Origin of the sequence: Hyphomicrobium sp. GJ21 (assembly GCF_001006785.1) — a bacterium.
Lineage (GTDB): Bacteria > Pseudomonadota > Alphaproteobacteria > Rhizobiales > Hyphomicrobiaceae > Hyphomicrobium_B.
The window spans coordinates 268,244-291,783 of record NZ_CDHO01000003.1 but is presented as its reverse complement, the minus strand read 5'-3'; the positions used below and the strand labels follow the sequence as shown (position 1 = coordinate 291,783).

The following is a 23,540-nucleotide window of genomic DNA, read 5'->3' as shown; positions in this document are numbered from 1 at the left end:
CGCTCCTCATAAATTCTAAGCCGAAATTGGCATTTGTTCCGTAGGAGGAGCATCGATGACGATGATTAGCGAGACGAGGGCGGCGGCTTTGTCTTCTGCCCCCGACCAAGGAGACGGACTCCATAGAGCGATCGATTGGAAAGGTGCTTTCTGGATTGCGAGCGGCGTGCCGGCGCTCGTGATGATTTCAATCGGCGGTATGGGCGCAGCGGCCGGCAAGCTCGCGTTTGTCGTATGGACCATTTCGGTTCTGATGGGATTTTTACAAGCCTATAGCTACGCAGAAATCGCAGGTCTTTTCGCGAACAAGTCGGGTGGTGCCGCCGTTTACGGTGCAGCGGCGTGGCTTCGCTACAGCAAGCTCATCGCGCCATTGTCGGTGTGGTGTAACTGGTATGCGTGGACACCGGTTCTTTCGCTCGGGTGTACGATCGCGGCTGGTTATATTTTGAACGCGATTGCCCCCATTCCAACTTTCACGGCCTCCTCTCCGGAAGTCGTGGCATGGCTTCATGCGGCTGCCAATGCGGCGGCGATCGACGGCAAGTCCGTCGAGGAAGCAGCCAAGATCGCGATTGCTGCCGTTACGCAAGTCCACACGCCGGCGCTTCGCAGTTTGACCCTTTTGAACTTCTCGTTTTTCGGTGTCGTCAACGTCGAAATCGGTTCGACGTTCTTCATCGGCGCGGCTCTGATGTTGTTGGCATTCGCCATTCAACATCGCGGCATTCTCGGAACCGCGCGCGTGCAGATGTGGATCGGCTTGATGGTGGTCGTGCCGATGCTGATCGTCGGCCTCGTTCCTTTCTTCAACGGCAGTGTCCACTCGGAGAATTACTTCCCGCTCGTTCCGCCGGTCGGGGATTGGAGCAACGGGGGATGGACGCAGTTCTTGGGGGCGCTGTTCATTGCAGGCTGGTCGACGTACGCGTTCGAAACAGCCGTTTGCTACACGCGTGAATTCAAGAATCCGGCGGTCGATACGAAAAAATCGATCGTTCGCGCCGGCCTTCTGTGCGTCGTGCTTTATTCGCTCGTCGCTGCAACCTTCCAAGGCTATCTCGGTCTCGAGGGTATGACCGCTCCGGGGATCGTCGACGGCACTGGCGTTGCGGCTGCGATGGGTCAGATGGTCGGCACGGGATCGACCTTCGTCACGCATCTCCTCGAGATGATGATGGTGCTGGCGCTGATCCTCGCGATCATGATGGCGATGGCCGGTTCATCGCGCACGCTCTATCAGGGCGGCGTTGACGGCTGGCTTCCGAAATACCTCAGTCATGTCAACGAGCACGGCGCGCCGACGAAGGCGATGTGGACCGACCTTGTCTTCAATCTCGGTCTGTTGTCGTTCGCGTCGTCGGACACCAACGCGTACTACTTCATTCTTGCGATCTCAAACGTCGGCTACATGCTGTTCATCTTCTTGAACTTGCAGTCGGTCTGGATCCACCGCATCGACAGCCCGAACATTCCGCGTCCGTATCGCACGCCGAATTGGCTCGTGGCCGTCAACGTTGCGCTTGGCTTCTTCAACCTGCTGCTGATGGGTGCCGGCGCCAAGGTCTGGGGAAATCCGAACTCGCTTTGGTACGGAATTGGCTTCGCGCTCCTGATCCTTCCGGTGTTCTTCTACCGGCACTATGTTCAGGACAAGGGCAGGTTCCCGGATCACATGCTCCAGGATCTCGATCTCAAGAGTCAGGATCTCGGCGAACGCCGGGCGGGCATGCTGCCCTACCTCACACTTGCGCTCGGCGTCGCAGTGATATTGTTCGGTCACTATTACTTCCAGCTCCCGCCTGCCTAACCTACGATCCGCGCGAGGCAACTCGCGCGGATTTTTCCTTCGGGGGCGAGGGCATTTTTTATTTGTTTTATGAAGTGCAGCGTCCGTTTTAGCCTGCACGCTCTTCGGTAAAATCGAACGCACCTTTTTCTTCGTTCAAGCACAATCCAGAAATTCATACGCTCGACTGGCCTTCGGCTCATCTCGTATGGGGCGGCACTGGCGGGAACGATGCCTCTGGTTCGCGGTCGATAGTTCTTGGTGGATCGAAGCGAGCACTTCGCTCCATCTAAGGGCGGCGCAATTTCGCCGGCGATAGACCGTAGTTTGCGACCATGGTCGCGAGTACTCCCGACTTCTCGCCTTTCTATAAGCCGTGTCGCGAGGCGACGGCAGTCGAATGCCGTCGCGCAATTCCTACGGCAGGCTTCCTGATCCAGGAGAATATTCTGCTTCTACCGCCGCGCGTGGTGCCGAACTTGGGATCGGTCCGTCACGATGATCCTGTCCGGGCCGTTTGGTCTTCAGGACGCCAAGGACAAAGACAAAGAACGCGGGCACGAAGATGATAGCAAGGATCGTCGCCGAGATCATGCCGCCAAGAACACCTGTTCCGATCGCGTTCTGGCTCGCGGCGCTAGGGCCTACTGCGATGGCGAGAGGGACGACGCCGAGCGCGAAGGCGAGCGACGTCATGATGATTGGACGTAGCCGTATCCGCGCCGCCTCGACGGCAGCTTCGCGAAGCGATTTGCCTTGAGCATAGTAGTCTTTCGCAAACTCCACGATCAGGATGGCGTTCTTTGCCGACAGGCCAATGATCGCGATGAGGCCGACCTTGAAATAAAGATCGTTGGGCATCCCCCTCAGCATGACCGCGGCCACGGAGCCGATTACCCCAAGGGGAACGACGAGAATAACCGCCAGAGGAATTGACCAGCTTTCATAGAGCCCCGCGAGCAGCAGGAATACGAAGAGGATGCTGAGCGCGAGAAGGAATGGCGCCTGCGCGCCGGACTTAATCTCTTCAAGCGATTGTCCGGTCCACTCGAATGCGAACCCCTTGGGCAGCTGGTAGGCGAGGCGTTCCATCTCCGCGATCGCCGCTCCTGAGGAATATCCCGGAGCCGAAGCACCCGATATGCGCACCGATGGATAGCCATTGTAGCCGACGATCTGCGCGGCGCCTTTTTGCCATTCGATCGTTGCGAACGACGACAATGGCACCATGCCGCCGTTCGCGTTGCGAACGTTGAGCTTCAATAGATCTTCGGCCTGCAGTCGGCTTCGATCCTTCGCCTGCACCACCACGCGCTGCATTCGGCCGTCGTTCGGGTAGTCGTTGATGTAGGACGAGCCGAGGTTTGCGGTGATCGTGTTGTTGATGTCCGCGAACGTCACACCAAACGTGTTGGCCTTCTTGCGATCGATAACCAGCACGATCTGCGCGGCGTCCGGCATGCCTTCCGCGCGAATGCCGGTAATGATGCCGCTTGCCGAAGCCTTCTCGATCAGTTCTCCCGCCGCCTTGTTAAGTGCATCCTGACCCAGGCCGCCGCGATCTTGCAAACGGAATGAAAAGCCGTTGGTGGTGCCGAAGCCTTCGATCGGCGGCGGCGAGAGCGCAAACGTCGTCGCATCCTTGAGTGCGAAGAGCTGCATGTTGACCCGGTTCGCAATTTCTTGCGCCGAGTTTCCGGGCCCGCGTTCCGACCAGTCTTTCAATGTGGGAAACAATAGGGCTGCGTTCGGTCCATTGCCGGAGAAACTGAAGCCCTGAACGGAGAAGACGTTATCGACGGCCGGCTCGGCTTTGAAGACCGCCTCGATCTTTTCAAGGGACGCAATGGTTCTGTTTTGGCTGGCCTCGGGCGGCCCCTGCACGTCGACAATGATGTACCCCTGATCCTCATCGGGAACGAACGCGCTCGGCAGATTGAAAAACAGATATCCGAGCCCGGCGAGGAGCGCGAGGTAGACGACCATCATCCGGCCCGCGCGCTTGACTAGGCCCGCTATGCGCTCTGAATACCCCGACGTCATGCGATCGAAGGTTCGGTTGAACCAGCCGCCGAGTCCCTTCTTCTCGTGATGCCCATGCGGGATCGGCTTGAGGAGCGTTGCGCAGAGCGCAGGCGTCAACGACAAAGCCAAGAACGCCGAGAACAGAATTGAGACGACCATCGTCAGGCTGAACTGACGATAGATGATCCCCGTCGAACCGGGGAAGAACGCCATCGGAATGAAGACGGATGCGAGAACCAGCGTGATGCCGAGAATGGCGCCTGTGATCTGCCCCATCGCTTTCCGTGTGGCGTCTTTTGGCGACAACCCTTCTTCCGCCATGATGCGCTCGACGTTTTCGACGACCACAATGGCGTCGTCGACAAGAATGCCGATGGCAAGCACCATCGCGAACATGGTCAGAACGTTGATCGAAAAGCCCGCAGCATACATGACGGCGAGCGTGCCGAGCAGGGCCACGGGCACCACGAGCGTCGGGATGAGCGTGTAGCGGAAGCTTTGAAGGAAAACGAACATCACGATAAAGACGAGAACAATAGCTTCGACCAGCGTGTGCAGAACCTTTTCGATCGACGCCGAGACGAAGGGGCTGGTGTCATAGGGTATCGAATAGGCGACGCCTTGCGGAAAGAAGCGGGAAAGTTCTTCCATCTTGGCTTTAATGGCCTTGGCCGTCGCAACCGCATTTCCGGACGTCGAAAGCTGAACACCGACGGCGGCGCTGGGCTGGCCGTCCAGACGGCTCGCAAAGCTGTAGGTTTCGGCACCGACTTCGACGCGCGCGACGTCATGCAGGCGAACCGTCGATCCGTCCGGATTGGCGCGGAGAATGATCTCGCCGAATTCCTTCGTATCGCTCAGCTGTCCTTTGACGAGAACGGTGGCAGTCAGATCCTGGGTGATCGGATTGGGAGCAGCGCCGATCTGTCCTGCTGCGACTTGGGCGTTTTGCGCCAGGATCGCGTCGCTGACATCCGAGGCGGTGATGTTGTAACCGACCATCTTGTCCGGATCGATCCACACGCGCATGGCGCGCTGCGCCGAGAAGAGCTGGGCACGGCCGACGCCGTCAATGCGCCGGAGTTCGCCCAGGACGTTGCGGCTCAAATAATCGCCGAGCGCGATCTCGTCCGTCTTTCCATCCGTCGACGTGAGCGCGATGAATAGCAGGAAGCCCGTGCTCGCCTCTTCAACCGTAATGCCTTGGGCCGTTACGGCGCGCGGAAGGCGTGGCTCGACGCGGCGTAGTGCGTTCTGAACGTCGACGGAGGCCTGGTCGATGTCGCTTCCAGGTTTGAAGGTGGCCGTTATGTTGATCGCGCCTGAGGTATCGGACGTCGATTCAAAGTAGACGAGGCGATCGACGCCATTCAGCTCTTCCTCGATCTGCCGCGTGACGCCCTGATAGATCTCCTGCGGTGACGCGCCGGGATAAAGCGTCGAGATCATGACCTGGGGAGGTGCAACCTTGGGATATTGCGAAATCGGGAGAAAGGGCAGGGCAATCAGGCCCGCGATCGCAATGAAGAACGCGAACACCCACGCCAGCACGGGCCGGCCAATGAAGAACTGAGCCATCGAGGCGCCTATCTGATTGCTTGCGTTGCCGCTTTGTCTGCCGGTCGCGCGTTCTCGGCCGGTTTCCAGATCTCGACGGTAACTTTCCCGCCCGGCTGTGCCTTCTGCACGCCGTCGACGATAATTTGCTCGCCGCTCTTGAGACCCGTTTCGACAACCCAGTCAGAGCCGAACGTCTGTCCGAGCGTTATATCGCGCGCCTCGACCGTCCGGTCGTTCGCGACAACGTAAACCTGAGCTTTGCCATCCTGAGCGCGAAGAACGGCTCGTTGTGGAACAGTGATGGCTCCATCGCGAACGGCCTGCTCGATGCGGATACGGACATAGAGGCCCGGCAGCAGGTCGCTTTTGGGATTGGGAAATTCAGCGCGCAGGGTGACCTGTCCGGTCATAGCGTCGACGCTTGCGCTCGAAAACAGCAGTCTTCCCGGCTGCGCATAGATCGTGCCGTCATCGAAGACGAGTTCGACGCGAGCTTGGCCCGGCGCCGGGCTCGCGAGCTTGCCATCAGCAACGGCGCGTTTCAGCGCGAGCAACTCGGCGGACGACTGCGTGAAATCCGCATAAACCGGATCGATCTGCTGGATGAGAGCAAGCTTCTGGTTGGCGTCCAGCGTCGTCACCAGCGCGCCTTCGGTGACAAGGGCTCCGCCGATGATGCCGGTGATCGGAGCACGGACTTCGGTATATCCAAGATTGATCCGCGCTTCTTCCAACGCCGCTTCGGCAAGCGCGACATCTGCATCAGACTGCGCGAGATTTGCGGCTGCCGTGTCGAAGCTGGCACCGCTCGCAACGTCGCGCGCCCGCAATTCCTTTTGGCGATCATATTGCTGCTTGGCGTTGGCCTGAAGGGCTTTCGCTCGCTGCAGCGTGGCCTCGGCGCTTGCTACCCGCACCCGAAACAGGTCGGGATCGATGCGGTAGAGGACATCGCCCTTTCTCACGAACGTACCCTGCTCGAATACCCGTTCTTGCAGAATTCCCGTGACCTGCGCCCGCACTTCTGCAACGCGCGTCGCTGCAATGCGGCCAGGGAGTTCGCTCATGACTGGAACGGGATGTGCGGCAAGCTTGAGCACCGATACCGCCGGCGGCGGCGGGCCTCCTTCTTGAGCATAAGCGGGTCCCACCGCTAGAACTGCAAGTGAGAGCCCACCGAGACATGCTGCACGCCATCGAACTGGGCGAGCAAGAATTTCGCGAACGGTCAACATATCGAAGGCCTTTGAAGTCCTGGGTTCTAAGCGGGTTTGCTTACAAAGAGCAGGCTGGCAAAGAAGGAACTCTTGATGGAGATGCCGTCATCTGCGTGACGTCTTTCGATCGCCTCTGGACGTCGCGATGGGTGCGAAGACATCATAAAAAGCGCAAGTTTCATCCGATCCCTAGTGGATTTACGCGACAAAAACAATAAAGATACCATCCAGACGGTTTTTTCAAGAGCAGCTGTGGACTCGCTCAACCACGCGTGCGGCTCGGAAAGGAAGATATAAACTCCCATGAGCCTTGCTCACCGTAGAAAGAAGCGGCCGGTTGAAGTTCGCAGCCAGTTGCTCGACGTCGCAGCGAGGTTATGCGCGGAGGTTGGGATCGCGAATGCGACCCTCGATGCGATTTCGCAACGCGCCGGCGTCAGTAAGGGCGGCCTCCTCCATCATTTCCCGACAAAGCAGGCGTTGATCGTCGCGCTCGTTGATAAGCTTCTCGATGATCTTTCGGAGAGCATAGAGAGCTACATCGCTAAAGATCCCGACCCTGTGGGCCGCTTCACGCGGGCATACTTATTGACCTGTCTTGACGGTCAAAACAATCCAGATGCAGAGCACTGGAATACGCTGGGGATCATGCTCGCTACCGAAACCGCAATGCGCACGCGCTGGGTTAAATGGCTTTCGAAGCAAATGAGGCAGCACGGCAATTCGGACGATACGATCGGCTGTCTGGTCGTCAGAATGGCAGCTGACGGATTCTGGTTTTCAAAAACAGTCGGTATTACGAGCGTCCCTTCGCGGCAGAAAAATGAGTTTGTTGAGCAGCTGGATCGTATGACGCGTAGCGGAAGTCATCGCGCGCCTGCGCAGCGCAAGGCTCGGTAATTTCATTGGACTGCCCTGATTTGATGCTCCGGCATCATGGGGCGTCTTCCGACCAAGAAATGCTAGCAGAGATAAAACGACCTCATGACCGGAAAGTCTCTTGGCGGAGCAGCCGGAGTGCAGGATCAAAAACATTTGCGCTAAGGGCGTAAATTAAGACCGCATCTGCCTGCCGAAATCGGCACGACGACTGTGGGGACGACCGCCTTGGAGACCGAGCGGCGGGCGTGTTGGCAGCAATCGTCCAATTGAGTCTGTTCAGTCCAGACATTACAAGCGAATCGGGGACATCCGTATTAGATCGCTTGTGCCGACGGCGGCTTCTTGCCAACCTCCGACAATAGCGGCGCAATCCCAGGGAAATATTTTGTCGTAGGTTGGCGTGTGGCACCATGCCAGATTAGTCTGGGCGGAATCGTTTTGGGGGAGTTATCGGTGGCCAATGCAATTGCTCGGCTGTTGGGCGATAGTCCCAACAAGGCTTTTGGAAAGCACCTTCTTGATTTGGCGGACGTTGGAGTCGCATGCGCCGCCCATTTCCGCCAAACCAATGGCCAGGACTTGCCGGGGATCGTGTCGTTTGAAAAGAGCGCCGATAAGATCGTCGATGCGATTCACGAACTGCTCGACAATGCCTTCATCATGCGCTTCGACACGCCCGATGCACTGCGCCTGACAGATGCTCTTGATGATGTGATTGATGGCATGCGGGGTGCGGCCACGCACGTTGATATCTACAAGCGATATCTTAGAGTGTTGCGACCCGAAGCGGAGGAGCTCGTTGTTGCGGCTGAGAGCGCAATCCGGGCCCTGCGCGATCTCGTTAGTGCGGTCAGCGCAGGACCGATGTCACTAAACCGCGCTCGCGAAGGCGCAAAGGCCATCAACGACGCAGAAGCCAATGCCGATAAAATCATCGCGCGGGCGGAACGGAATCTCGTGGACGAGTTCTCGACAATGGAAACAAACACGCTCGAGTTCATCGCCCTCGAGAAGCTTTATTCGATGCTTGAGCAAACAACCGACGACGCGAAACGTTGCGGTAAGTTGATTGTCTCCCTGATCCGCAAGGAGACATGAGCGTGATTTCGATTGCGCTCGTCGTAGCTCTCGCAACTATCCTTGCCGCCGAGTTCGTGAACGGCTGGACAGATGCGCCAAACGTAATAGCAACGGTCGTCGCTACAGGGGTGATGTCGCCGCGCGCAGCTATCGTCATGGCGGTGATCATGAATACCGCTGGGGCTATGTCTGGAACGGCCGTCGCTGCGACCGTCGGCAAGGGCATAGTAGAGCCAAATGCGCTGACGCTTCATTCTATTACAGCAGCAATGCTGAGTATTATCGCGTGGGGAACATTCGCGGCCCGCGCCGGACTTCCCGTGAGCAAGTCGCACGCACTCCTTGCCGGCCTTGCCGGTGCGGCGTACGCGGGCGGGGGTTGGTCGGCGCTGCAATGGTCGGGGTGGGAAAAGGTCATTATCGGCATGGTGATGTCGATCGTGCTTGGCGGGCTTGTCGCTTATGCCATTGGAGCCATCACCGTGAGCATCGCCGGCGGCGCCAAGCCCGGCCCGGCTAAAAGGACTTTCGATAGGCTTTCTGTTGCTGCCGCCTGCTTTCTTGCCTTCAATCACGGATTGAACGACGGACAAAAGTTCATGGGCGTGTTTGCGACGACATTGCTCATAGGCGGTGCGGCCGCCACGTTCACGATACCGTGGTGGGTGATCGTCGTGTGCGCCTTGACGATGGCGGCGGGAACATCGGCGGGTGGCTGGCGGATCATCCGCACCATTGGGTGGCGCATGACGCGGCTGCAAAGTTGGCAAGGTTTTGCAGCCCAGGCCGCCGCCGGTATGACGATCTTTGGCGCGTCGGGGTTTGGAGTTCCGCTGTCGACGACCCACACGATCACGAGTGCCATTGCAGGAGCTGCTGCGAGCCGCCGGACTTCCGATGTTCGGTGGGCTGTTCTTCTCCGGATCGTGCTCGCCTGGATAATTACCTTTCCCGTATGCTTCGTAGCGGCGTACGCGGCTGCCCGCCTCGTGTCCTAGTCGAAAACAATCCGAAAATGCTGTTGCCGGGCAATCCAAAGCCGCCGGGCAGGAATTCTGTCATACAAGTTACAAATGCGCCGGGGCAATCAAACACAGGAACGGCACGTTCCCTACGACAGGAATTTTATCAGATCGTCAAATTGAGCCGCCGCGGCCGCAATGCTGGTGTCGAGGTGTTCTTCAACGGCCCGCAAACGATTAAGCCAGAAGGTTCGATAGCCAGACCACGCCGCTCCAGCTGCATCCCAGCCTGCGAAGGCGACATAGACGATCTCATCTTGCGATAGATTGAGCGCGGCCGGTCCCATCGCATAGGCTTGTGGATCGGGTTTAAATCGACGGACGCGATCCGTCGAAAGACAAACGTCAAGCTTGAGGCCGGCTGCATTTGCGAGATTGGAATCAAGCATGGCGTCGGTGAAGTTCGAAAGGATTCCGAGTTTCAGACCTTTGGATCGCAAAATTTCGATGCCTGCAGGCACGTCCGGCCAAGGTTGCAATTTGAAGTAAGAATCAAGAAGAGACTGTCGGGTATCCGGCTGCAGGCGCAGTCCCAAATGCCGTTCGGCGAAGCCCAATGCATCCTTCGTCACGTCCCAGAAATTCTTGTACACACCGCCTGAATTTCTAAGCCACGTGTACTCGAATTGTTTTGTGCGCCATATTCTCATGAACTCTTCGCTGCGATCGCCAATTGCGTTTTTCGCAGCAAGAGAAACAGGACCCGGATCGAAGATTGCGAATGCATCGAAAAGAACGGCCCGGGTTCGCGGCTCTGCAATCGCCAACGTCTTTGACGCTGCAATCGCCATGAACCCGCCCGCGGCAGATCCTTGCAGCATTCTTCGCCGACTGACAGCCACGCGGTTCAATCCTCGAAAAAGAGAAGCCTTCAATATGAAGGTTTCTCTCAATAATCCAAGCGATAGTGCATTTACTAGTCACTGGTATAGCCAGCGCAAGCCGTCTCGCTTTCCGGCAAGGCGAGTGTGCAAGCTTCGCGTTTGAGGTCGGGGCGGCTGCGAATTTCCGATCCAGTTACTTTCGATCCCTGCTTGCGTTGATGGGCAGCCAAGGCCTCGTCCTGACAGTAGGGCGTCGAGACGCTGGCACCATTGACCATCTGGAAATTGCCGTCGCATCGGATTGCGCCCCGCGCCTGAGAAGCGGCGCACGCCATGCCGACACAGGCCGTGCAGAGTTTGAGACACCGAGACATAAGTCCTCCTGGGATTTGCCGTGAACGATGCCGAGCTGGACTCGTCGGAGCGATGGATTATTCCCGTCACCGCCACTGGTTTTCGAGCGCGTGGTGCAATTTTTTGATGGCGTCGGAATAAAGCGCCGTCTCCCCGAGTCTTGCTCTTCAAACGCCGACAACACGGCTCACAGAAGGGATTTCTCGATGGACGATAGTGCGGATGGTCCCAAGATAAACCGGCGGCATGCATTGGAATGCATGCTTTGGGCGGGAACTGGCGTTCTTTGGACGGTGGCCGGCGGTGTTCCGAAATCCCTGTCTCTGTTGGACGATGCCGAGGCAGCTGCGGCGGCAGCGAGCGGCTTCACCTTCATGCAAATTTCCGACAGTCACGTTGGCTTCGATAAGCCGGCCAATCCGCATGCGATCGACACGCTGAAGGAGGCGGTTGCACGGATCGGCGCGCTCCCGGAAAAACCGCAATTCCTGTTGCACACTGGCGATATTACGCACAGCGCAAAACCATCTGAATTCGATGATGCCAGCCAGATCATCGGCAGCGCCGGTCTCAACGTGCACTACATCCCCGGTGAGCATGACATCACCGACGAGGCGACGGAAAAAGCTTATCTCGAACGCTATGGCAAGAACGCGAAAGGCGGCGGCTGGTATAGCTTCGACGCCAACGGTGTTCACTTCATCGGTCTCAACAATGTGGTGAACCTGAAGCAGTTCGGCCTTGGATTTCTCGGGCGCGAACAGCTCGAATGGCTTGAAGATGATCTGCGGCCGCTGAAGTCTTCGACGCCAATCGTCGTGTTCGCGCATATCCCGCTATGGTCGGTGTATCCGGCTTGGGGATGGGGCACGGACGATGCAGCCGTCGCGCTCACATATCTCAAGCGTTTTGGATCGGTGACCGTCCTCAACGGGCATATTCATCAGCTTATGCAGAAGGTCGAAGGAAACGTGACGTTTCATACCGCACGTTCCACGGCCTTCCCACAGCCGGCGCCCGGTACAGCGCCTTCCCCCGGGCCACTCCGGGTGCCGGCTGACAAACTTCGCAGCGTGCTCGGCGTTACCAGCGTGGCATTCAAGCGAAATAGTTCGCCTTTGGCGATCACCGACACATCGTTGGCCGACTAGGACATTCAGATATGAGACAGATAATACGTTGCGCGGCTGTTGCGGCGCTGAGCTTACTCGTGTCCGGACAAGCGCTCGCGGCGGCGGATGCATCGCACGGCGAGGAGGTTTATCAGAGCTGCCAGGATTGTCATTCGTTGGACACGAACGATCTTGGTCCGAGGCATCGCGGCGTCGTTGGCAGAAAAGCCGGCGCGCTCACCGACTACAGCTATTCTCCCGCTTTGAAGAATTCCGGCTTGACCTGGACCGAGGAGACGCTCGACAAGTGGCTGACGGATCCGCAAAAGCTCGTTCCCGGATCGAAAATGTTTTTTCATCTTGATGCAGCGAAAGATCGAGCGGACGTCATCGAATATTTAAAGGAACAGGCGCACTAGGCCGAAGTTCAATCTGCTATTTTTATTCTGTTCAGGTAATGCCCGCGTGAGGCGGCATGGACGACAAGCAACGATTTTCAGAAGTGGTGTTGCCCCATGTCGACGACGCCTTGGCCTTGGCGCGTTGGCTTACGGGTAATCGCGCCGATGCCGAGGACGTCGTGCAGGAGGCTTGTCTAAGGGCGTTCCGCGCGATCTCATCCGTCGGTTACGCCAATCCCCGCGCGTGGCTCCTCGCCATCGTCCGCAACACTGCCTTTACATGGATTGCCAAGAACAGGTCGAAGGTCATGGTGACAACCGACGACGATGCCACCTTTGAGCGAGCGAGTCTGGAAGCGATCGGATCGCAAGTCTCGCCGGAAACGATGCTCATCGAGAAAGCAGATTCAGAGCAGCTTCATAATGCCATCGCGGCACTCCCCATGGCCTATCGCGAAGCTTTGGTGCTCAGAGAAATCGAAGAGCTCAGCTATCAGGAGATCGCTAAGGCTCTTGCGATCCCCATCGGAACGGTCATGTCGCGGCTTGCGCGTGCCCGCAGCCTGCTCATTCAGAACATCGGGAAGACGGGCGCCGGAAAGGCAGGTGTCGCATGATCAAACCGACATCATGGTCTTCTCGGGAAGAGTCGCTTCTTCTGCTGAATGCCTACATCGATAGCGAACTCGATGCAGCATCGGCGCTGGACGTTGAGCATCGTTTGGAAAGCGATGCGGCGCTTAAAGCCGAATACGACCGCTTGAGGCAATTGCATATCCTGTTGAAATCGGATGCCGCGCGACCGCGAGCTTCGGATGACTTGAGGCGGCGCATCGTGCAGATTGCAGAAGTATCTGGAGCAGAAGTCGTACCGCTTCGGCCCTCTCCTATATCGTTCAAATATCGTGGAAGCTGGCGTCAACTCGCCGTAGCGGCGGCGCTGGCGGCGTTCGTTGCGGGAACAGGGACGTACAGCATTTTGCGCCAGGATCCGGTATCGAACGATGTCGCGGCTATTGTCGCCGATCATCGACGCGCGCTCCTGGCGGCAACTCCCTATGACGTCGCATCAAGCGACCGCCATACGGTGAAGCCTTGGTTTGACAGCAAGCTCGCGCTGTCTCCGCAGGTTGTCGATCTAGCCGCTTCGGGATTTCCCCTTGCCGGCGGCCGAGTGGAAATTTTAAACGGGAAGGCCGTTCCGGTTCTAGTTTACCAGCGCCATGCCCATGTCATCAGTGTGGTCGCGGTGCCCTCTGGCCGAACGAGCGCGTTGAACGGATCGTTGCTCGTAGAAACGCGCGACGGATATTCCGTGATCCGCTGGCGCGGACGGGATTTCGATTACTTCGCCGTTTCCGATATCGCCGAGAACGAACTCGGCGAATTCGTTGCGAGCTGGCGCAATGCCGCCGCCGATCATTGACCGTTGATGTCTGCTGTGGTTCGGAATCGACGGGCTCTAACCATCATATGGGAGAAGAAGGTCGGGATCGGTCGTAAGATTCTCAGCTTAGACGGACGAAGGTGCTGACTAAACTTCGTAAGCTATTGAAATGAAGTATTTTTTTTGGCTGGGGGACTAGGATTCGAACCTAGACAGGCAGAGTCAGAGTCTGCAGTCCTACCATTAGACGATCCCCCAAAGCCGGGACCTAGCGAACGCGAGGCGTCGCCGGAGCGGGGGTCATAGCAGCAGGTCCGGGCATCTGCAAGCGCGGGTACGCGATCCGCGATCTTTTGCCGGTCGTCTGCTCCGCGCCCGGCAAAATCGCCGTTCGTCCGGTGCATCGCCGCTCCGCGCTTTACGCACGGTCGTGACCTGCTACACTCCTGCCAACAGAGGTCCAGATGATTGGCCTGAAGAGCGCGGCGGCAGCATTGTCAGCCGTCGTGATGCCAGGTCCTGGAGAGACAATTTGAAACCAGATCACCCAGGCCCTGGCGCGCCACCTGGTGCCGAGCGTCTGTCGAAAGCGGACGAGTCCGCTGGACTTGGCGGAACCCATGGCGGGAGCGGAAACTCGACGCCTGCCTCCGCAAATCAGCGAAATTCCGCGCAGCAAGCCTCAGTTTCCGACGCCACCGCACGCCGCGATTCTAACGCGCGCGCTGGGGGGAGGGCCGACGATCTTGCCGATCCGATCTACGGCGCGCTCGATCTCGGGACCAACAACTGCCGCTTGCTGCTCGCGCGCCCGTCGCGCAGAGGGTTCCGCGTCGTCGATGCGTTCTCGCGAATCATTCGGCTCGGGGAAGGCGTCAGCCTGTCCGGGCGGCTCTCCGATCAGGCGATGAGCCGGACGATGGAAGCGTTGAAAGTGTGCGCGGGGAAGCTACAGCGGCACCGTGTGGGACGCGCACGCATGGTTGCGACGCAAGCCTGTCGCGTTGCGGAAAACGGGCAGTCGTTCGTCGCAAACGTGCGGGACAATTTCGGCCTTGAGATCGAGGTTCTGACCTCGGAGATGGAAGCGCGGCTCGCGGTGGCGGGATGCGCAACGCTAATCGATCCCGAGGCCGAGTTCGTACTAGTGTTCGACATCGGCGGCGGTTCGTCGGAAATCATCTGGCTCGACATGACGCGGTTCGGTTCGCGCCGGGACGTGCTGACCGGGCGTTACGATATCGACGATGCCATCGTGGCTTGGGAGTCGCTTCCCGTCGGCGTGGTGACGCTTGCGGAACGGTTCGACGGGCGGACCGTGACGCCCGACAGCTTCGCCGCGATGTCCAATGCGGTGATGGAACTGCTCGCGCCGTTCGAGGCGATGCATCGCTTTTGCGAGCGCGTCGCGGGGCGGAAGGTGCATTTCCTCGGCACGTCCGGCACGGTGACGACGATTGCGGGCGTGCTGCTCGATCTCGAACGCTACGATCGCAAGCGCGTCGACGGTATCTGGCTCAACACTGCGCAGATCAACGATGTCACGTCGCGGCTGCTCAATCTGAGCTACGAGGATCGTATTCTCGAACCCTGCATCGGGCGGGAGCGCGCGGACCTCGTGCTTGCCGGCTGCGCCATTCTCGATGCCATTCTGAAGCTTTGGCCGGCCGAGCGCCTTCGGGTCGCCGATCGCGGATTGCGCGAAGGCATTTTGATGCGTCTCATGATGGAGGATGGCGTCTGGCGCACGGGCCGCCGCCGTCGTGGCCGCTCGCGACGATCAGGAAACAGGCCCAACCCATGACGAACAACAAGAGTGGCGGAGGCAAGGGCCGGCAAAGCCTCAGCGGCGGGCAACGGCAATTGCATACGGCGGTGAAGACCGCGCGCAAGCGTTCGGTGTCGTCGGCGCGCTGGCTCGAACGGCAACTGAACGATCCTTATGTTGCCGCGTCGAAGCGCGAAGGTTTGCGATCGCGCGCGGCGTACAAGCTTCGTGAGATCGACGCGCGCTACAATTTCCTGAAGCCCGGACAGCGCGTCATCGATCTTGGGGCCGCGCCTGGCGGCTGGTCGCAGGTCGCGGCGGAAAGCGTCAAGTCGGTCGGCGGCAAAGGACAGGTGGTCGCGATCGACTATCTTAGCTTCGAGCCGATCCCCGGCGTCGATATCATCGAAATGGATTTCACGGACCCGAATGCGGAAGATCTGCTGAAGTCGCGGCTGCGCGGCGGGAAGGCGGACGTCGTGCTGTCGGACATGGCGGCGCCGACCGTTGGGCACGCGAAGACGGATCACCTCCGGATCATGGGACTCGCCGAAGCGGCGGCAGCGTTCGCGGCGGACGTGCTGGAGCCCGGCGGCGTTTTCCTATGCAAGGTGTTCCAAGGCGGAACCGAGCGCGATCTGCTCGATATGTTGAAGCGCGACTTCAAGGTCGTCCGTCATGTGAAGCCGCCCGCGAGCCGCGCGGAGAGTTCCGAGCTTTATGTTCTGGCGACGGGGTTCCGCGGTTCTCAGGGCGACTGAGACGGCCGCGCCAGGGCGACCTGATCGTTCATCGTCATTGTCGCGGGCACGGCAACGGAAGCTGCGAGCGCAACAGCTTTAGTGCAAGCGATGTCGTGGCCTTGCGTTCGTGCCATCTCGTCGAAGTCGGCCGAGAGTTCGATCAGGTCTTCCGTCTGAAGCCTGGGCGTTCCGGGCCGGATCGCGAAGCGCGACTCACAATTGGTCTCGGACCATGCGAGCGCCGCCACCGGATGCTGGCGATCTCCGCGCGACGGTTGCGTCGCAGGAAATGGGTCGATCACGATAAAAGAGGCGCAGAGAGCGGCGAACCCGGCTCCAGCCAGGGTCAGGCCGATCATAGCTCTCGCGCCAACCATATCTAATCCAAGAAGAATCTCATGGGGGCTTTCACCCCGTGCGAGAAAACTCGCAAATTCCGACGACAGCCGTGTGACGATGGCCCCAATCCATTGGCCGCATTACTATTTGACGCGGTATAGACGCTTCCAAGCTTGAAACCTTGGTGCTATAGACCGCGCGACAATGTTCCGCCCCAGGGGGCCTGGACGTGTCGCCCCCCAAAAATTGGAGAAGTCCGCATGACTTCGAGCCTTTCGCTCGATTCGGGGATCGCGCTTACCTTTGACGACGTTCTGCTCGTTCCCGGTCCATCCGACGTCATGCCCGGACAGACGGATGTCTCGACCCAGCTCACGAAATCCGTGCGGCTCAGCATTCCACTGCTGTCCTCGGCAATGGACACCGTCACCGAAGCGCGCCTCGCGATCGCCATGGCGCAGGCCGGCGGCATCGGTGTTCTGCATCGCAATCTGACGATCGAGGATCAGGCACGGCACGTCGCGCTGGTCAAACGCTATGAGAGCGGCATCGTTCTCAATCCGGTTACCATCTCGCCGAGGAAGACACTGGGCGAAGCGCTGAAGCTGATGGCCGACAATGGCGTCACCGGCGTGCCGGTCGTCGAGAGTTCGAGCGAAGGTCCGGACGGCAGCGCCGGTAAGGGCAGGCTCGTCGGCATTCTGACGAACCGCGACGTGCGTTTCGCGGTTCGCGTCGATCAGCCGGTTTCCGAGCTGATGACGAAAACAAATCTTGTGACGGTCAAGCGTAACGTCTCGCAGGACGAGGCCAAGCGCCTGCTGCATCAGAACCGGATCGAGAAGCTGATCGTCGTCGACGAGCACAACAACTGCATCGGTCTCATCACGGTCAAGGATATCGAGAAGGCGGCGAAGTATCCGCACGCATCGAAGGATGCGCATGGCCGGCTTCGTGTCGCGGCTGCGACGACGGTCGGAGAGGACGGCTACGAGCGCACCGAACGGCTGATCGATGCCGGTTGCGATGTGATCGTCGTCGATACGGCTCATGGGCACTCGGCGAAAGTCATCGACGCCGTCACGCGCATCAAAAAGCAGTCGAACAGTGCACAGGTCATCGCCGGCAACGTCGCGACGGCCGACGCGACCAAGGCATTGATCGATGCCGGTGCGGATGCCGTCAAAGTCGGCATCGGGCCGGGCTCGATCTGCACGACGCGGATCGTCGCCGGTGTCGGCGTTCCGCAGCTCACGGCCGTGATGGAATGCTCGAAGGAAGCTTCGCGCGCGGGCGTTCCCGTCATCGCTGACGGCGGCATCCGCTTTTCCGGAGACATCGCGAAGGCGATCGCGGCAGGCGCGTCGTGCGCGATGATCGGCTCCCTGCTGGCGGGTACCGATGAGGCGCCGGGCGAGACCTATCTCTATCAGGGACGGAGCTACAAGTCGTACCGCGGCATGGGGTCGGTCGGCGCAATGGCGCGCGGCTCGGCCGATCGCTACTTCCAGGCGGAAGTCCGCGATACGCTGAAGCTCGTGCCCGAGGGTATCGAGGGACAGGTTCCCTACAAGGGGCCGATGGATTCGGTCGTGCATCAGCTCGTCGGCGGATTGCGCGCGGGCATGGGCTACCTCGGCGCGAAGACGATCCCCGAATTCCAGAAGCGTGCGAAATTCGTGCGCATCTCGCCTGCGGGCATTCGCGAGAGTCACGCGCATGGCGTGCTCATCACGCGCGAAAGTCCGAACTATCCGGGCTCGGGCGTCTAAGGGTATCGTTCCCGGCAATCTCCGGCGGAGGCATCGATGACGGTCACGGATTTTCTGCTGCCGGTGTTCGTTCAGGTCGCGCTGACGTTTGCGTTGCTGATCAGAACGGCGATCGGGCGGGTTTCGAGTTTCCGAAGCGGCGAAGTGAAGCCTGAGGACATCGCGCTCGGCGAACAGGGTTGGCCGAAGAAAGTCACGCAGTATGGCAACGCGTTCAAGAACCAGTTCGAACTGCCGGTGCTGTTCTACGCGCTGATCGCGTTCGTTCTCATTACCAGAGTTGGCGACTTTCTGCTGCTGGTTCTGGCGTGGATCTTCGTCATCCTGCGCCTTCTCCATGCTTACGTTCACACGACCGGCAATAACGTATTTCTGCGCGGCCGCATCTACGGCGGCGGCCTGGTCGTCTTGCTGGCGATGTGGATAATCTTCGCCGTCAAAATCCTGACCGGCGCCTAAAAGGAAATCACATGAGACCTGGAGCCCGCATCGCTGCGGCGATCGAGGTTCTGGAGGCGATCCTCAATCGTTACCAGCCCGTCGCCATGGCATTGACCGACTGGGGCAAGGCGCATCGCTTTGCCGGTTCGGGAGACCGCAACGCCATCGGAGGGCTCGTTTACGACGCTCTTCGCCGCCGCGCTTCGCTGGCGTGGGCGCTGGGTGACGATGGTCCTCGCGCGCTTGCGATCGGAGCCGCGCCGCAGGCGCTCGGGATTTCGGCCGAGGCCGTCATTGCGGCCTGCGATGGCGCGGAACATTCGCCGCCGCCTTTGTCGGACGCCGAGCGAGCGGGTCTGACGCGCGACATGGCGCAGGCTCCGGACGCTGCGCGCGCCGACATCCCGGAATGGCTTTGGCCGTCGTTCTCGGCGCAATTCGGCGGCAACGCTGTCGCGGAAGGCGAGGCGATGGCGCGGCGTGCGCCAGCGGACCTGCGCGTCAACACCCTGAAGTCGACGCAGGAAAAGGTTCTGAAAGCGCTGCTGCCGTTCGGCGCGGCGCCGTGCCCGATCTCGCCCATTGGCATTCGCGTGCCGCCTCCGTCTGGAGCGCAGCGGACGCCCAACCTGCAGGCCGAGGCGGCTTTCCAGGCGGGATGGTTCGAGATCCAGGACGAGGGCTCGCAGATCGCGGCGCTCTTGTCGGGAGCGGGGCCACGAAAGCAGGTGCTCGACCTCTGCGCCGGGGCGGGCGGCAAAACGCTCGCGCTTGCTGCGCTGATGCAGAACACCGGGCAGCTCTACGCCTATGATGCGGATCGCAATCAGCTGAAGCCGATCTTCGATCGCATCAAGCGTGCGAACGTGCGCAACGTGCAGGTGCTGAGGGCGGGTGACGAGACGGCGCTGGCGGCGCTCGGTCCGAGGTTCGACGTCGTTTTGGCGGACGCGCCGTGCACCGGAACGGGAACGTGGCGCAGGCGTCCTGACGCCAAGTGGCGGCTGAAGCCGGAAGCGCTCGCAGCGCGCCAGGCCGAGCAGCGTTCGGTTCTGGAGCGGGCTGCGTCGCTTGTGAAACCGGGCGGGCAGATCGTTTATGTCACCTGCTCGATTTTGCCTGAGGAGAATGTCGAGCAGGTCGCGGCCTTCCTTGACGCGCATCGCGATTTTCGGATCGTGCCGACCGCGGACGCCTGGGCCGCAGCGGGCGTGGCTGGAGAAGTTCCGGAATCGGCGGATGGCCGCTCGGACACGCTCCTGCTTTCTCCCGGCCGTCACGGGACTGACGGCTTCTTCATCGCCGTGCTGGTGCGCTCCGCTTAAGCGAAGTTTCTGTGGATGGTATTTGAGGCGTCTCGCGAGGTCAGTCGCGAGACGGGGAACATCGTGCGTGCTCCGATGTTCAAATTATCCGGCGCTTTCCTCGCCGAACGAATTTGCAGAAACAAAAAGTGAGCAGTATTTGAGCACGCGTTTGCCTAGGTTTCGCCGTTGACATCGCACGAAGCGAAACTATGTGATGCGGCGTTTGCCGTCAGGCTGTCGGCAAACCGAGGGATACAGGCCATGCTTTATTTCGAGCACCAATGGCGTACCCCGCTCGTTGCGGCCAATTGAGGTCAATGAATGAGCGGTAGGGCACACTCCTTCCTCTCTCCGAAATGCGACGTTCATCCGATCCCGAACCGAGGCGGCCATACGGTCGTCGCGCGGGAAGCTATCGCCAAGGGCGAGCTGATCGTCGTGTGGAGCGGTACTCTCGTCACGGGCGAAGAGCTGAACGGTATGCCGCCGACGGTGCGGCGCTATTCGCTGCAGGTCGAAGAGAACCAGTATCTCGTCTCGCTGTCAGACTGCGAGCCGCCGGATTACGTGAACCACAGCTGCAGTCCGAACGCAGGGCTTTCCGGGCAGATTGCGCTGGTCGCGATGCGTGACATCAGTGCTGGCGAAGAAATTACCTACGACTACGCGATGAGCGACGGGTCGCCTTATGATGAGTTCACCTGCTCGTGCGGATCGCCTCATTGCCGAGTCCATGTCTCGGGTGAGGACTGGCGACGGCCGGAACTCTGGCAGCGCTATGAAGGCTATTTCTCGCCGTACCTGCAGCGACGCATCATGGCCGCGCAGGTTCTGAGGGCGCTGGGCGTCAAGCGGCGCCGTGCGAGCCGTAAATCGTCGCCGGGGGCGTCCATCGTTCCGGGCGGCTAACGGTCAGCGTTCTAACCGGGAATGCCGAGTTTCACCCCGACGTGGGCGTCGAACGTCCGGTAATCGCAGGTCAGTTCTTCACCGGCCGCAATATCACGCGTGGCGACATCGTAGCCCTCAATCGATCCGGCGTCATGCACGCCCGCGGTGTTCGGATCGTCGGCATGGTTCATGAACCGGGCATTGTCCGCACAGAGGACGAACAGGCCGCTCGCCGCGTCGAGATAGGCGTGGTCGAGAATGTTCGTCCGCGCCGGTTCGGGCAGATTGGAGATGTCGGCCTCGCTCAGGAGCCGGTCGTACGCGGCCATGAAACGCCACGTCACCGTGCCCTTTTTGATGTCTTCGTCAGCGAACAGACCAATTCCGGCGATGGGGCTCGGCGCCAGGCGAGTCTTGACCAGCAGCATGAAATAGGGTGCCTTCCAGCTTCAGACGGGGGCGGCTTCTTTAGCCGACGAGCAGATAGAGTGTAAGATTTGACGAAGTTCCTATCGTTTTTGGTATTCGCGGCGCTGGTGGTTGCCACGGCGTGGTCGGGTACGCACTTCCTGCCGGGAGAGTGGTACGCATCTCTCAACAAACCGGCCTGGACGCCGCCCAACTGGGTGTTTCCGATTGCCTGGACCATTCTTTACGCCTTGATCGCGGTCGCGGGATGGCTGGTCTGGCAGGCCGTCGGATGGTCTCCTGTTATCCTCATCTGGGGTGTCGGGCTGTTCTTCAACGGCTTCTGGTCGTACCTGATGTTCGGGCGCCACGATCCTCAGATGGCGATGGCGTGTCTCGCGCAGCTTTGGGTGACGATTTTGGCGTTCATCGTGGCGGCGTGGGGCGTCGAGCGGCGCGCGAGCTACCTATATTTACCGTATCTCGCATGGGTTACGTTCGCGGCGGCGCTGAATTTTATGATCTGGCGGTTGAACTGACCGGCGGGTGGGCGAAGTTCGGCTGCGGCTACCAGCGATTTCGGGGTGTGGGTGCTGCTTTTGCGGCCGTTGCGGCGTCGCGCGTATTCGCGTAGGGGATGGCCTGAAATAAAGGGCCTCGCGAACTTTGACCGACAGCGTTCTCATCATCGATTTCGGCAGCCAGGTGACGCAGCTCATCGCGCGACGCGTGCGCGAGGGTGGCGTCTACTCGGAAATCCATCCCTTTCAGAACGCAGCCGAAGCGTTCGCCAAGCTCAAGCCGAAGGCCGTCATTCTATCCGGCGGACCGGCGTCAGTGACTGAGGGTGGGTCGCCGCGCGCGCCGGAGGCGGTGTTCGCGTCGGGCGTGCCGGTGCTCGGTATCTGCTACGGGCAGCAGACGATGGCGGAGCAGCTCGGCGGCAAGGTCGAGGCGGGGCATCATCGCGAGTTCGGGCGGGCGTTTCTGTCGATCGACACGCCGAGCCCGCTGTTCGAGGGCTTCTGGTCGCCGGGAACGAAGCACCAGGTTTGGATGAGCCACGGCGATCGCGTCACGCGTCTGCCCGACGGCTTCGCGGTGATCGCGACGAGCGAGAATGCGCCGTACGCGGCGGTCGCGGACGAGGCGCGGCATTTCTATGCCGTGCAGTTTCACCCCGAGGTCGTGCACACGCCGGACGGCGCGAAGCTGATTTCGAATTTCGTCCATAAGATCGCGGGTCTGAAGTCCGACTGGACGATGGCCGCGTATCGCCGCTCGATGATCGACAAGGTTCGGGCGCAGGTCGGCAACGGGCGTGTGATTTGCGGTCTGTCAGGCGGCGTCGATAGCGCCGTCGCGGCCGTGCTCATTCACGAAGCGATCGGCGATCAGCTGACCTGCGTGTTCGTCGATCACGGTCTGATGCGGCTCGGCGAAGCGGACGAGGTCGTCGGTCTGTTCCGCGATCACTACAACATTCCGCTCGTCCACGTGGATGCGTCGGAGCAATTCCTCACCGCTTTGGCTGGTGTTTCCGATCCTGAGACGAAGCGCAAGACGATCGGCAAGCATTTCATCGATGTCTTCGAGGCTGAGGCCAAGAAAATCGGCGGCGCGGATTTTTTGGCGCAAGGCACGCTTTATCCGGACGTCATCGAGAGCGTGTCGTTCACCGGTGGTCCGTCGGTGACGATCAAATCGCACCATAACGTCGGTGGCCTGCCCGAGCGCATGCACATGAAGCTCGTCGAGCCGCTGCGCGAACTCTTCAAGGACGAGGTTCGCGCGCTCGGCCGTGAACTTGGACTGCCGGAAGCGTTCGTCGGGCGTCATCCGTTTCCGGGGCCGGGACTTGCGATCCGCATTCCGGGTGAGATCACACGCGAGAAGCTCGACATTCTACGCCAGGCCGATGCGGTCTATCTCGATGAAATCCGCAAGGCGGGCCTCTACGATGCGATCTGGCAGGCCTTCGCCGTTCTGCTTCCGGTGCGCACCGTCGGCGTCATGGGCGACGGGCGGACCTACGATCACGTCCTCGGCTTGCGCGCTGTGACGTCGGTGGATGGCATGACGGCCGACTTCTTCCATTTCGACATGGCGTTCCTCGGCCGCGTCGCGACGCGCATCATCAACGAGGTTCGCGGCGTCAATCGCGTCGTCTACGACGTGACGTCCAAGCCCCCCGGCACCATCGAGTGGGAGTAACACG

At 60.0% G+C, this 23,540-nt stretch carries 22 protein-coding genes and 1 tRNA gene; 16 read left to right on the top strand and 7 right to left on the bottom strand.

Features of this window, described 5'->3' with window-relative positions:
- Nucleotides 1–61 precede the first annotated feature (61 nt).
- A complete protein-coding gene (locus HYPGJ_RS09715; protein WP_046848281.1) occupies nucleotides 62–1,810 on the top strand; it encodes an APC family permease in 1,749 nt (582 codons plus the stop codon).
- A gap of 396 nt (nucleotides 1,811–2,206) precedes the next feature.
- On the opposite strand, the gene HYPGJ_RS09710 is transcribed toward HYPGJ_RS09715, so the two are convergent.
- The 3 genes from HYPGJ_RS09710 to HYPGJ_RS19385 are packed head-to-tail and all read right to left on the bottom strand — an operon-like array spanning nucleotide 2,207 to nucleotide 6,896.
- Complete coding sequence (locus tag HYPGJ_RS09710; RefSeq protein WP_046847025.1) at nucleotides 2,207–5,392, bottom strand: efflux RND transporter permease subunit; 3,186 nt, start codon at nucleotides 5,390–5,392, stop codon at nucleotides 2,207–2,209.
- Nucleotides 5,393–5,400: 8 nt separating this feature from the next.
- Nucleotides 5,401–6,609, bottom strand: coding sequence for an efflux RND transporter periplasmic adaptor subunit (locus HYPGJ_RS09705; RefSeq protein WP_244466076.1), 1,209 nt, complete (start codon nucleotides 6,607–6,609; stop codon nucleotides 5,401–5,403).
- Between the two features lie 26 nt (nucleotides 6,610–6,635).
- Complete coding sequence (locus HYPGJ_RS19385) at nucleotides 6,636–6,896, bottom strand: hypothetical protein (protein WP_210166503.1); 261 nt, start codon at nucleotides 6,894–6,896, stop codon at nucleotides 6,636–6,638.
- On the opposite strand from HYPGJ_RS19385, the gene HYPGJ_RS09700 reads away from it, so the two are divergent.
- From HYPGJ_RS09700 to HYPGJ_RS09690, 3 genes are all read left to right on the top strand, one after another.
- Nucleotides 6,895–7,491, top strand: a complete 597-nt coding sequence (locus tag HYPGJ_RS09700; protein ID WP_046847024.1) for a TetR/AcrR family transcriptional regulator — start codon at nucleotides 6,895–6,897, stop codon at nucleotides 7,489–7,491. The two genes, HYPGJ_RS19385 and HYPGJ_RS09700, sit on opposite strands and share 2 nt — an antisense overlap.
- 435 nt (nucleotides 7,492–7,926) lie before the next feature.
- The gene (locus tag HYPGJ_RS09695; RefSeq protein ID WP_046847023.1) at nucleotides 7,927–8,571 is read left to right on the top strand and encodes a DUF47 family protein; all 645 of its coding nucleotides are present in this window, start codon (nucleotides 7,927–7,929) and stop codon (nucleotides 8,569–8,571) included.
- Nucleotides 8,568–9,551, top strand: coding sequence for an inorganic phosphate transporter (locus HYPGJ_RS09690; protein ID WP_046847022.1), 984 nt, complete (start codon nucleotides 8,568–8,570; stop codon nucleotides 9,549–9,551). The genes HYPGJ_RS09695 and HYPGJ_RS09690 overlap by 4 nt, the downstream gene beginning before the upstream one ends.
- A 113-nt stretch (nucleotides 9,552–9,664) precedes the next feature.
- Here the strand turns inward: HYPGJ_RS09690 and HYPGJ_RS09685 are convergent, their stop codons facing one another.
- Nucleotides 9,665–10,366, bottom strand: a complete 702-nt coding sequence (locus HYPGJ_RS09685) for a haloacid dehalogenase type II (RefSeq protein ID WP_046848279.1) — start codon at nucleotides 10,364–10,366, stop codon at nucleotides 9,665–9,667.
- 593 nt (nucleotides 10,367–10,959) lie between these two features.
- Here HYPGJ_RS09685 and HYPGJ_RS09675 point away from each other — a divergent pair.
- Genes HYPGJ_RS09675 through HYPGJ_RS09660 form a run of 4 tightly spaced genes read left to right on the top strand, consistent with a single transcriptional unit; the run spans nucleotide 10,960 to nucleotide 13,692 of the window.
- Complete coding sequence (locus HYPGJ_RS09675; RefSeq protein WP_046847020.1) at nucleotides 10,960–11,904, top strand: metallophosphoesterase; 945 nt, start codon at nucleotides 10,960–10,962, stop codon at nucleotides 11,902–11,904.
- 11 nt (nucleotides 11,905–11,915) lie between these two features.
- On the top strand, nucleotides 11,916–12,284 hold the full coding sequence (locus HYPGJ_RS09670) for a cytochrome c family protein (RefSeq protein WP_046847019.1): 369 nt from the start codon (nucleotides 11,916–11,918) through the stop codon (nucleotides 12,282–12,284).
- 56 nt (nucleotides 12,285–12,340) lie between these two features.
- Nucleotides 12,341–12,883: a sigma-70 family RNA polymerase sigma factor gene (locus HYPGJ_RS09665; protein ID WP_046847018.1), complete on the top strand. Its 543-nt coding sequence runs from the start codon at nucleotides 12,341–12,343 to the stop codon at nucleotides 12,881–12,883.
- A complete protein-coding gene (locus HYPGJ_RS09660; protein WP_046847017.1) occupies nucleotides 12,880–13,692 on the top strand; it encodes an anti-sigma factor in 813 nt (270 codons plus the stop codon). Before HYPGJ_RS09665 ends, HYPGJ_RS09660 begins: the two co-directional genes overlap by 4 nt.
- Nucleotides 13,693–13,837: 145 nt before the next feature.
- Here HYPGJ_RS09660 and HYPGJ_RS09655 read toward each other — a convergent pair.
- A tRNA-Gln gene (locus HYPGJ_RS09655) sits at nucleotides 13,838–13,911 on the bottom strand.
- A gap of 274 nt (nucleotides 13,912–14,185) precedes the next feature.
- On the opposite strand from HYPGJ_RS09655, the gene HYPGJ_RS09650 reads away from it, so the two are divergent.
- On the top strand, nucleotides 14,186–15,457 hold the full coding sequence (locus HYPGJ_RS09650) for a Ppx/GppA phosphatase family protein (protein ID WP_052750852.1): 1,272 nt from the start codon (nucleotides 14,186–14,188) through the stop codon (nucleotides 15,455–15,457).
- On the top strand, nucleotides 15,454–16,182 hold the full coding sequence (locus HYPGJ_RS09645) for an RlmE family RNA methyltransferase (protein ID WP_046847016.1): 729 nt from the start codon (nucleotides 15,454–15,456) through the stop codon (nucleotides 16,180–16,182). Before HYPGJ_RS09650 ends, HYPGJ_RS09645 begins: the two co-directional genes overlap by 4 nt.
- Here the strand turns inward: HYPGJ_RS09645 and HYPGJ_RS09640 are convergent.
- Entirely contained in the window at nucleotides 16,170–16,523 is a 354-nt protein-coding gene (locus tag HYPGJ_RS09640) for a hypothetical protein (RefSeq protein ID WP_244466075.1), read from the bottom strand. The two genes, HYPGJ_RS09645 and HYPGJ_RS09640, sit on opposite strands and share 13 nt — an antisense overlap.
- 240 nt (nucleotides 16,524–16,763) lie before the next feature.
- Between HYPGJ_RS09640 and guaB the strand changes: the two genes are divergently transcribed.
- The 4 genes from guaB to HYPGJ_RS09620 all read left to right on the top strand — a co-directional run bounded on the left by guaB (nucleotide 16,764) and on the right by HYPGJ_RS09620 (nucleotide 20,932).
- Nucleotides 16,764–18,275, top strand: coding sequence for an IMP dehydrogenase (guaB, locus tag HYPGJ_RS09635; RefSeq protein WP_046847014.1), 1,512 nt, complete (start codon nucleotides 16,764–16,766; stop codon nucleotides 18,273–18,275).
- Between the two features lie 36 nt (nucleotides 18,276–18,311).
- Nucleotides 18,312–18,734, top strand: a complete 423-nt coding sequence (locus tag HYPGJ_RS09630) for an MAPEG family protein (RefSeq protein WP_046847013.1) — start codon at nucleotides 18,312–18,314, stop codon at nucleotides 18,732–18,734.
- An 11-nt stretch (nucleotides 18,735–18,745) separates the two neighbouring features.
- The gene (locus HYPGJ_RS09625) at nucleotides 18,746–20,041 is read left to right on the top strand and encodes an RsmB/NOP family class I SAM-dependent RNA methyltransferase (RefSeq protein WP_046847012.1); all 1,296 of its coding nucleotides are present in this window, start codon (nucleotides 18,746–18,748) and stop codon (nucleotides 20,039–20,041) included.
- A 303-nt stretch (nucleotides 20,042–20,344) separates the two neighbouring features.
- The gene (locus HYPGJ_RS09620) at nucleotides 20,345–20,932 is read left to right on the top strand and encodes an SET domain-containing protein-lysine N-methyltransferase (protein ID WP_046847011.1); all 588 of its coding nucleotides are present in this window, start codon (nucleotides 20,345–20,347) and stop codon (nucleotides 20,930–20,932) included.
- A gap of 11 nt (nucleotides 20,933–20,943) precedes the next feature.
- On the opposite strand, the gene HYPGJ_RS09615 is transcribed toward HYPGJ_RS09620, so the two are convergent.
- The gene (locus tag HYPGJ_RS09615; RefSeq protein ID WP_046847010.1) at nucleotides 20,944–21,342 is read right to left on the bottom strand and encodes an SET domain-containing protein; all 399 of its coding nucleotides are present in this window, start codon (nucleotides 21,340–21,342) and stop codon (nucleotides 20,944–20,946) included.
- A gap of 69 nt (nucleotides 21,343–21,411) precedes the next feature.
- On the opposite strand from HYPGJ_RS09615, the gene HYPGJ_RS09610 reads away from it, so the two are divergent.
- Nucleotides 21,412–21,861: a TspO/MBR family protein gene (locus HYPGJ_RS09610; RefSeq protein ID WP_046847009.1), complete on the top strand. Its 450-nt coding sequence runs from the start codon at nucleotides 21,412–21,414 to the stop codon at nucleotides 21,859–21,861.
- A gap of 127 nt (nucleotides 21,862–21,988) precedes the next feature.
- Entirely contained in the window at nucleotides 21,989–23,536 is a 1,548-nt protein-coding gene (gene guaA / locus HYPGJ_RS09605; protein WP_046847008.1) for a glutamine-hydrolyzing GMP synthase, read from the top strand.
- The last annotated feature ends 4 nt before the right edge of the window (nucleotides 23,537–23,540 follow it).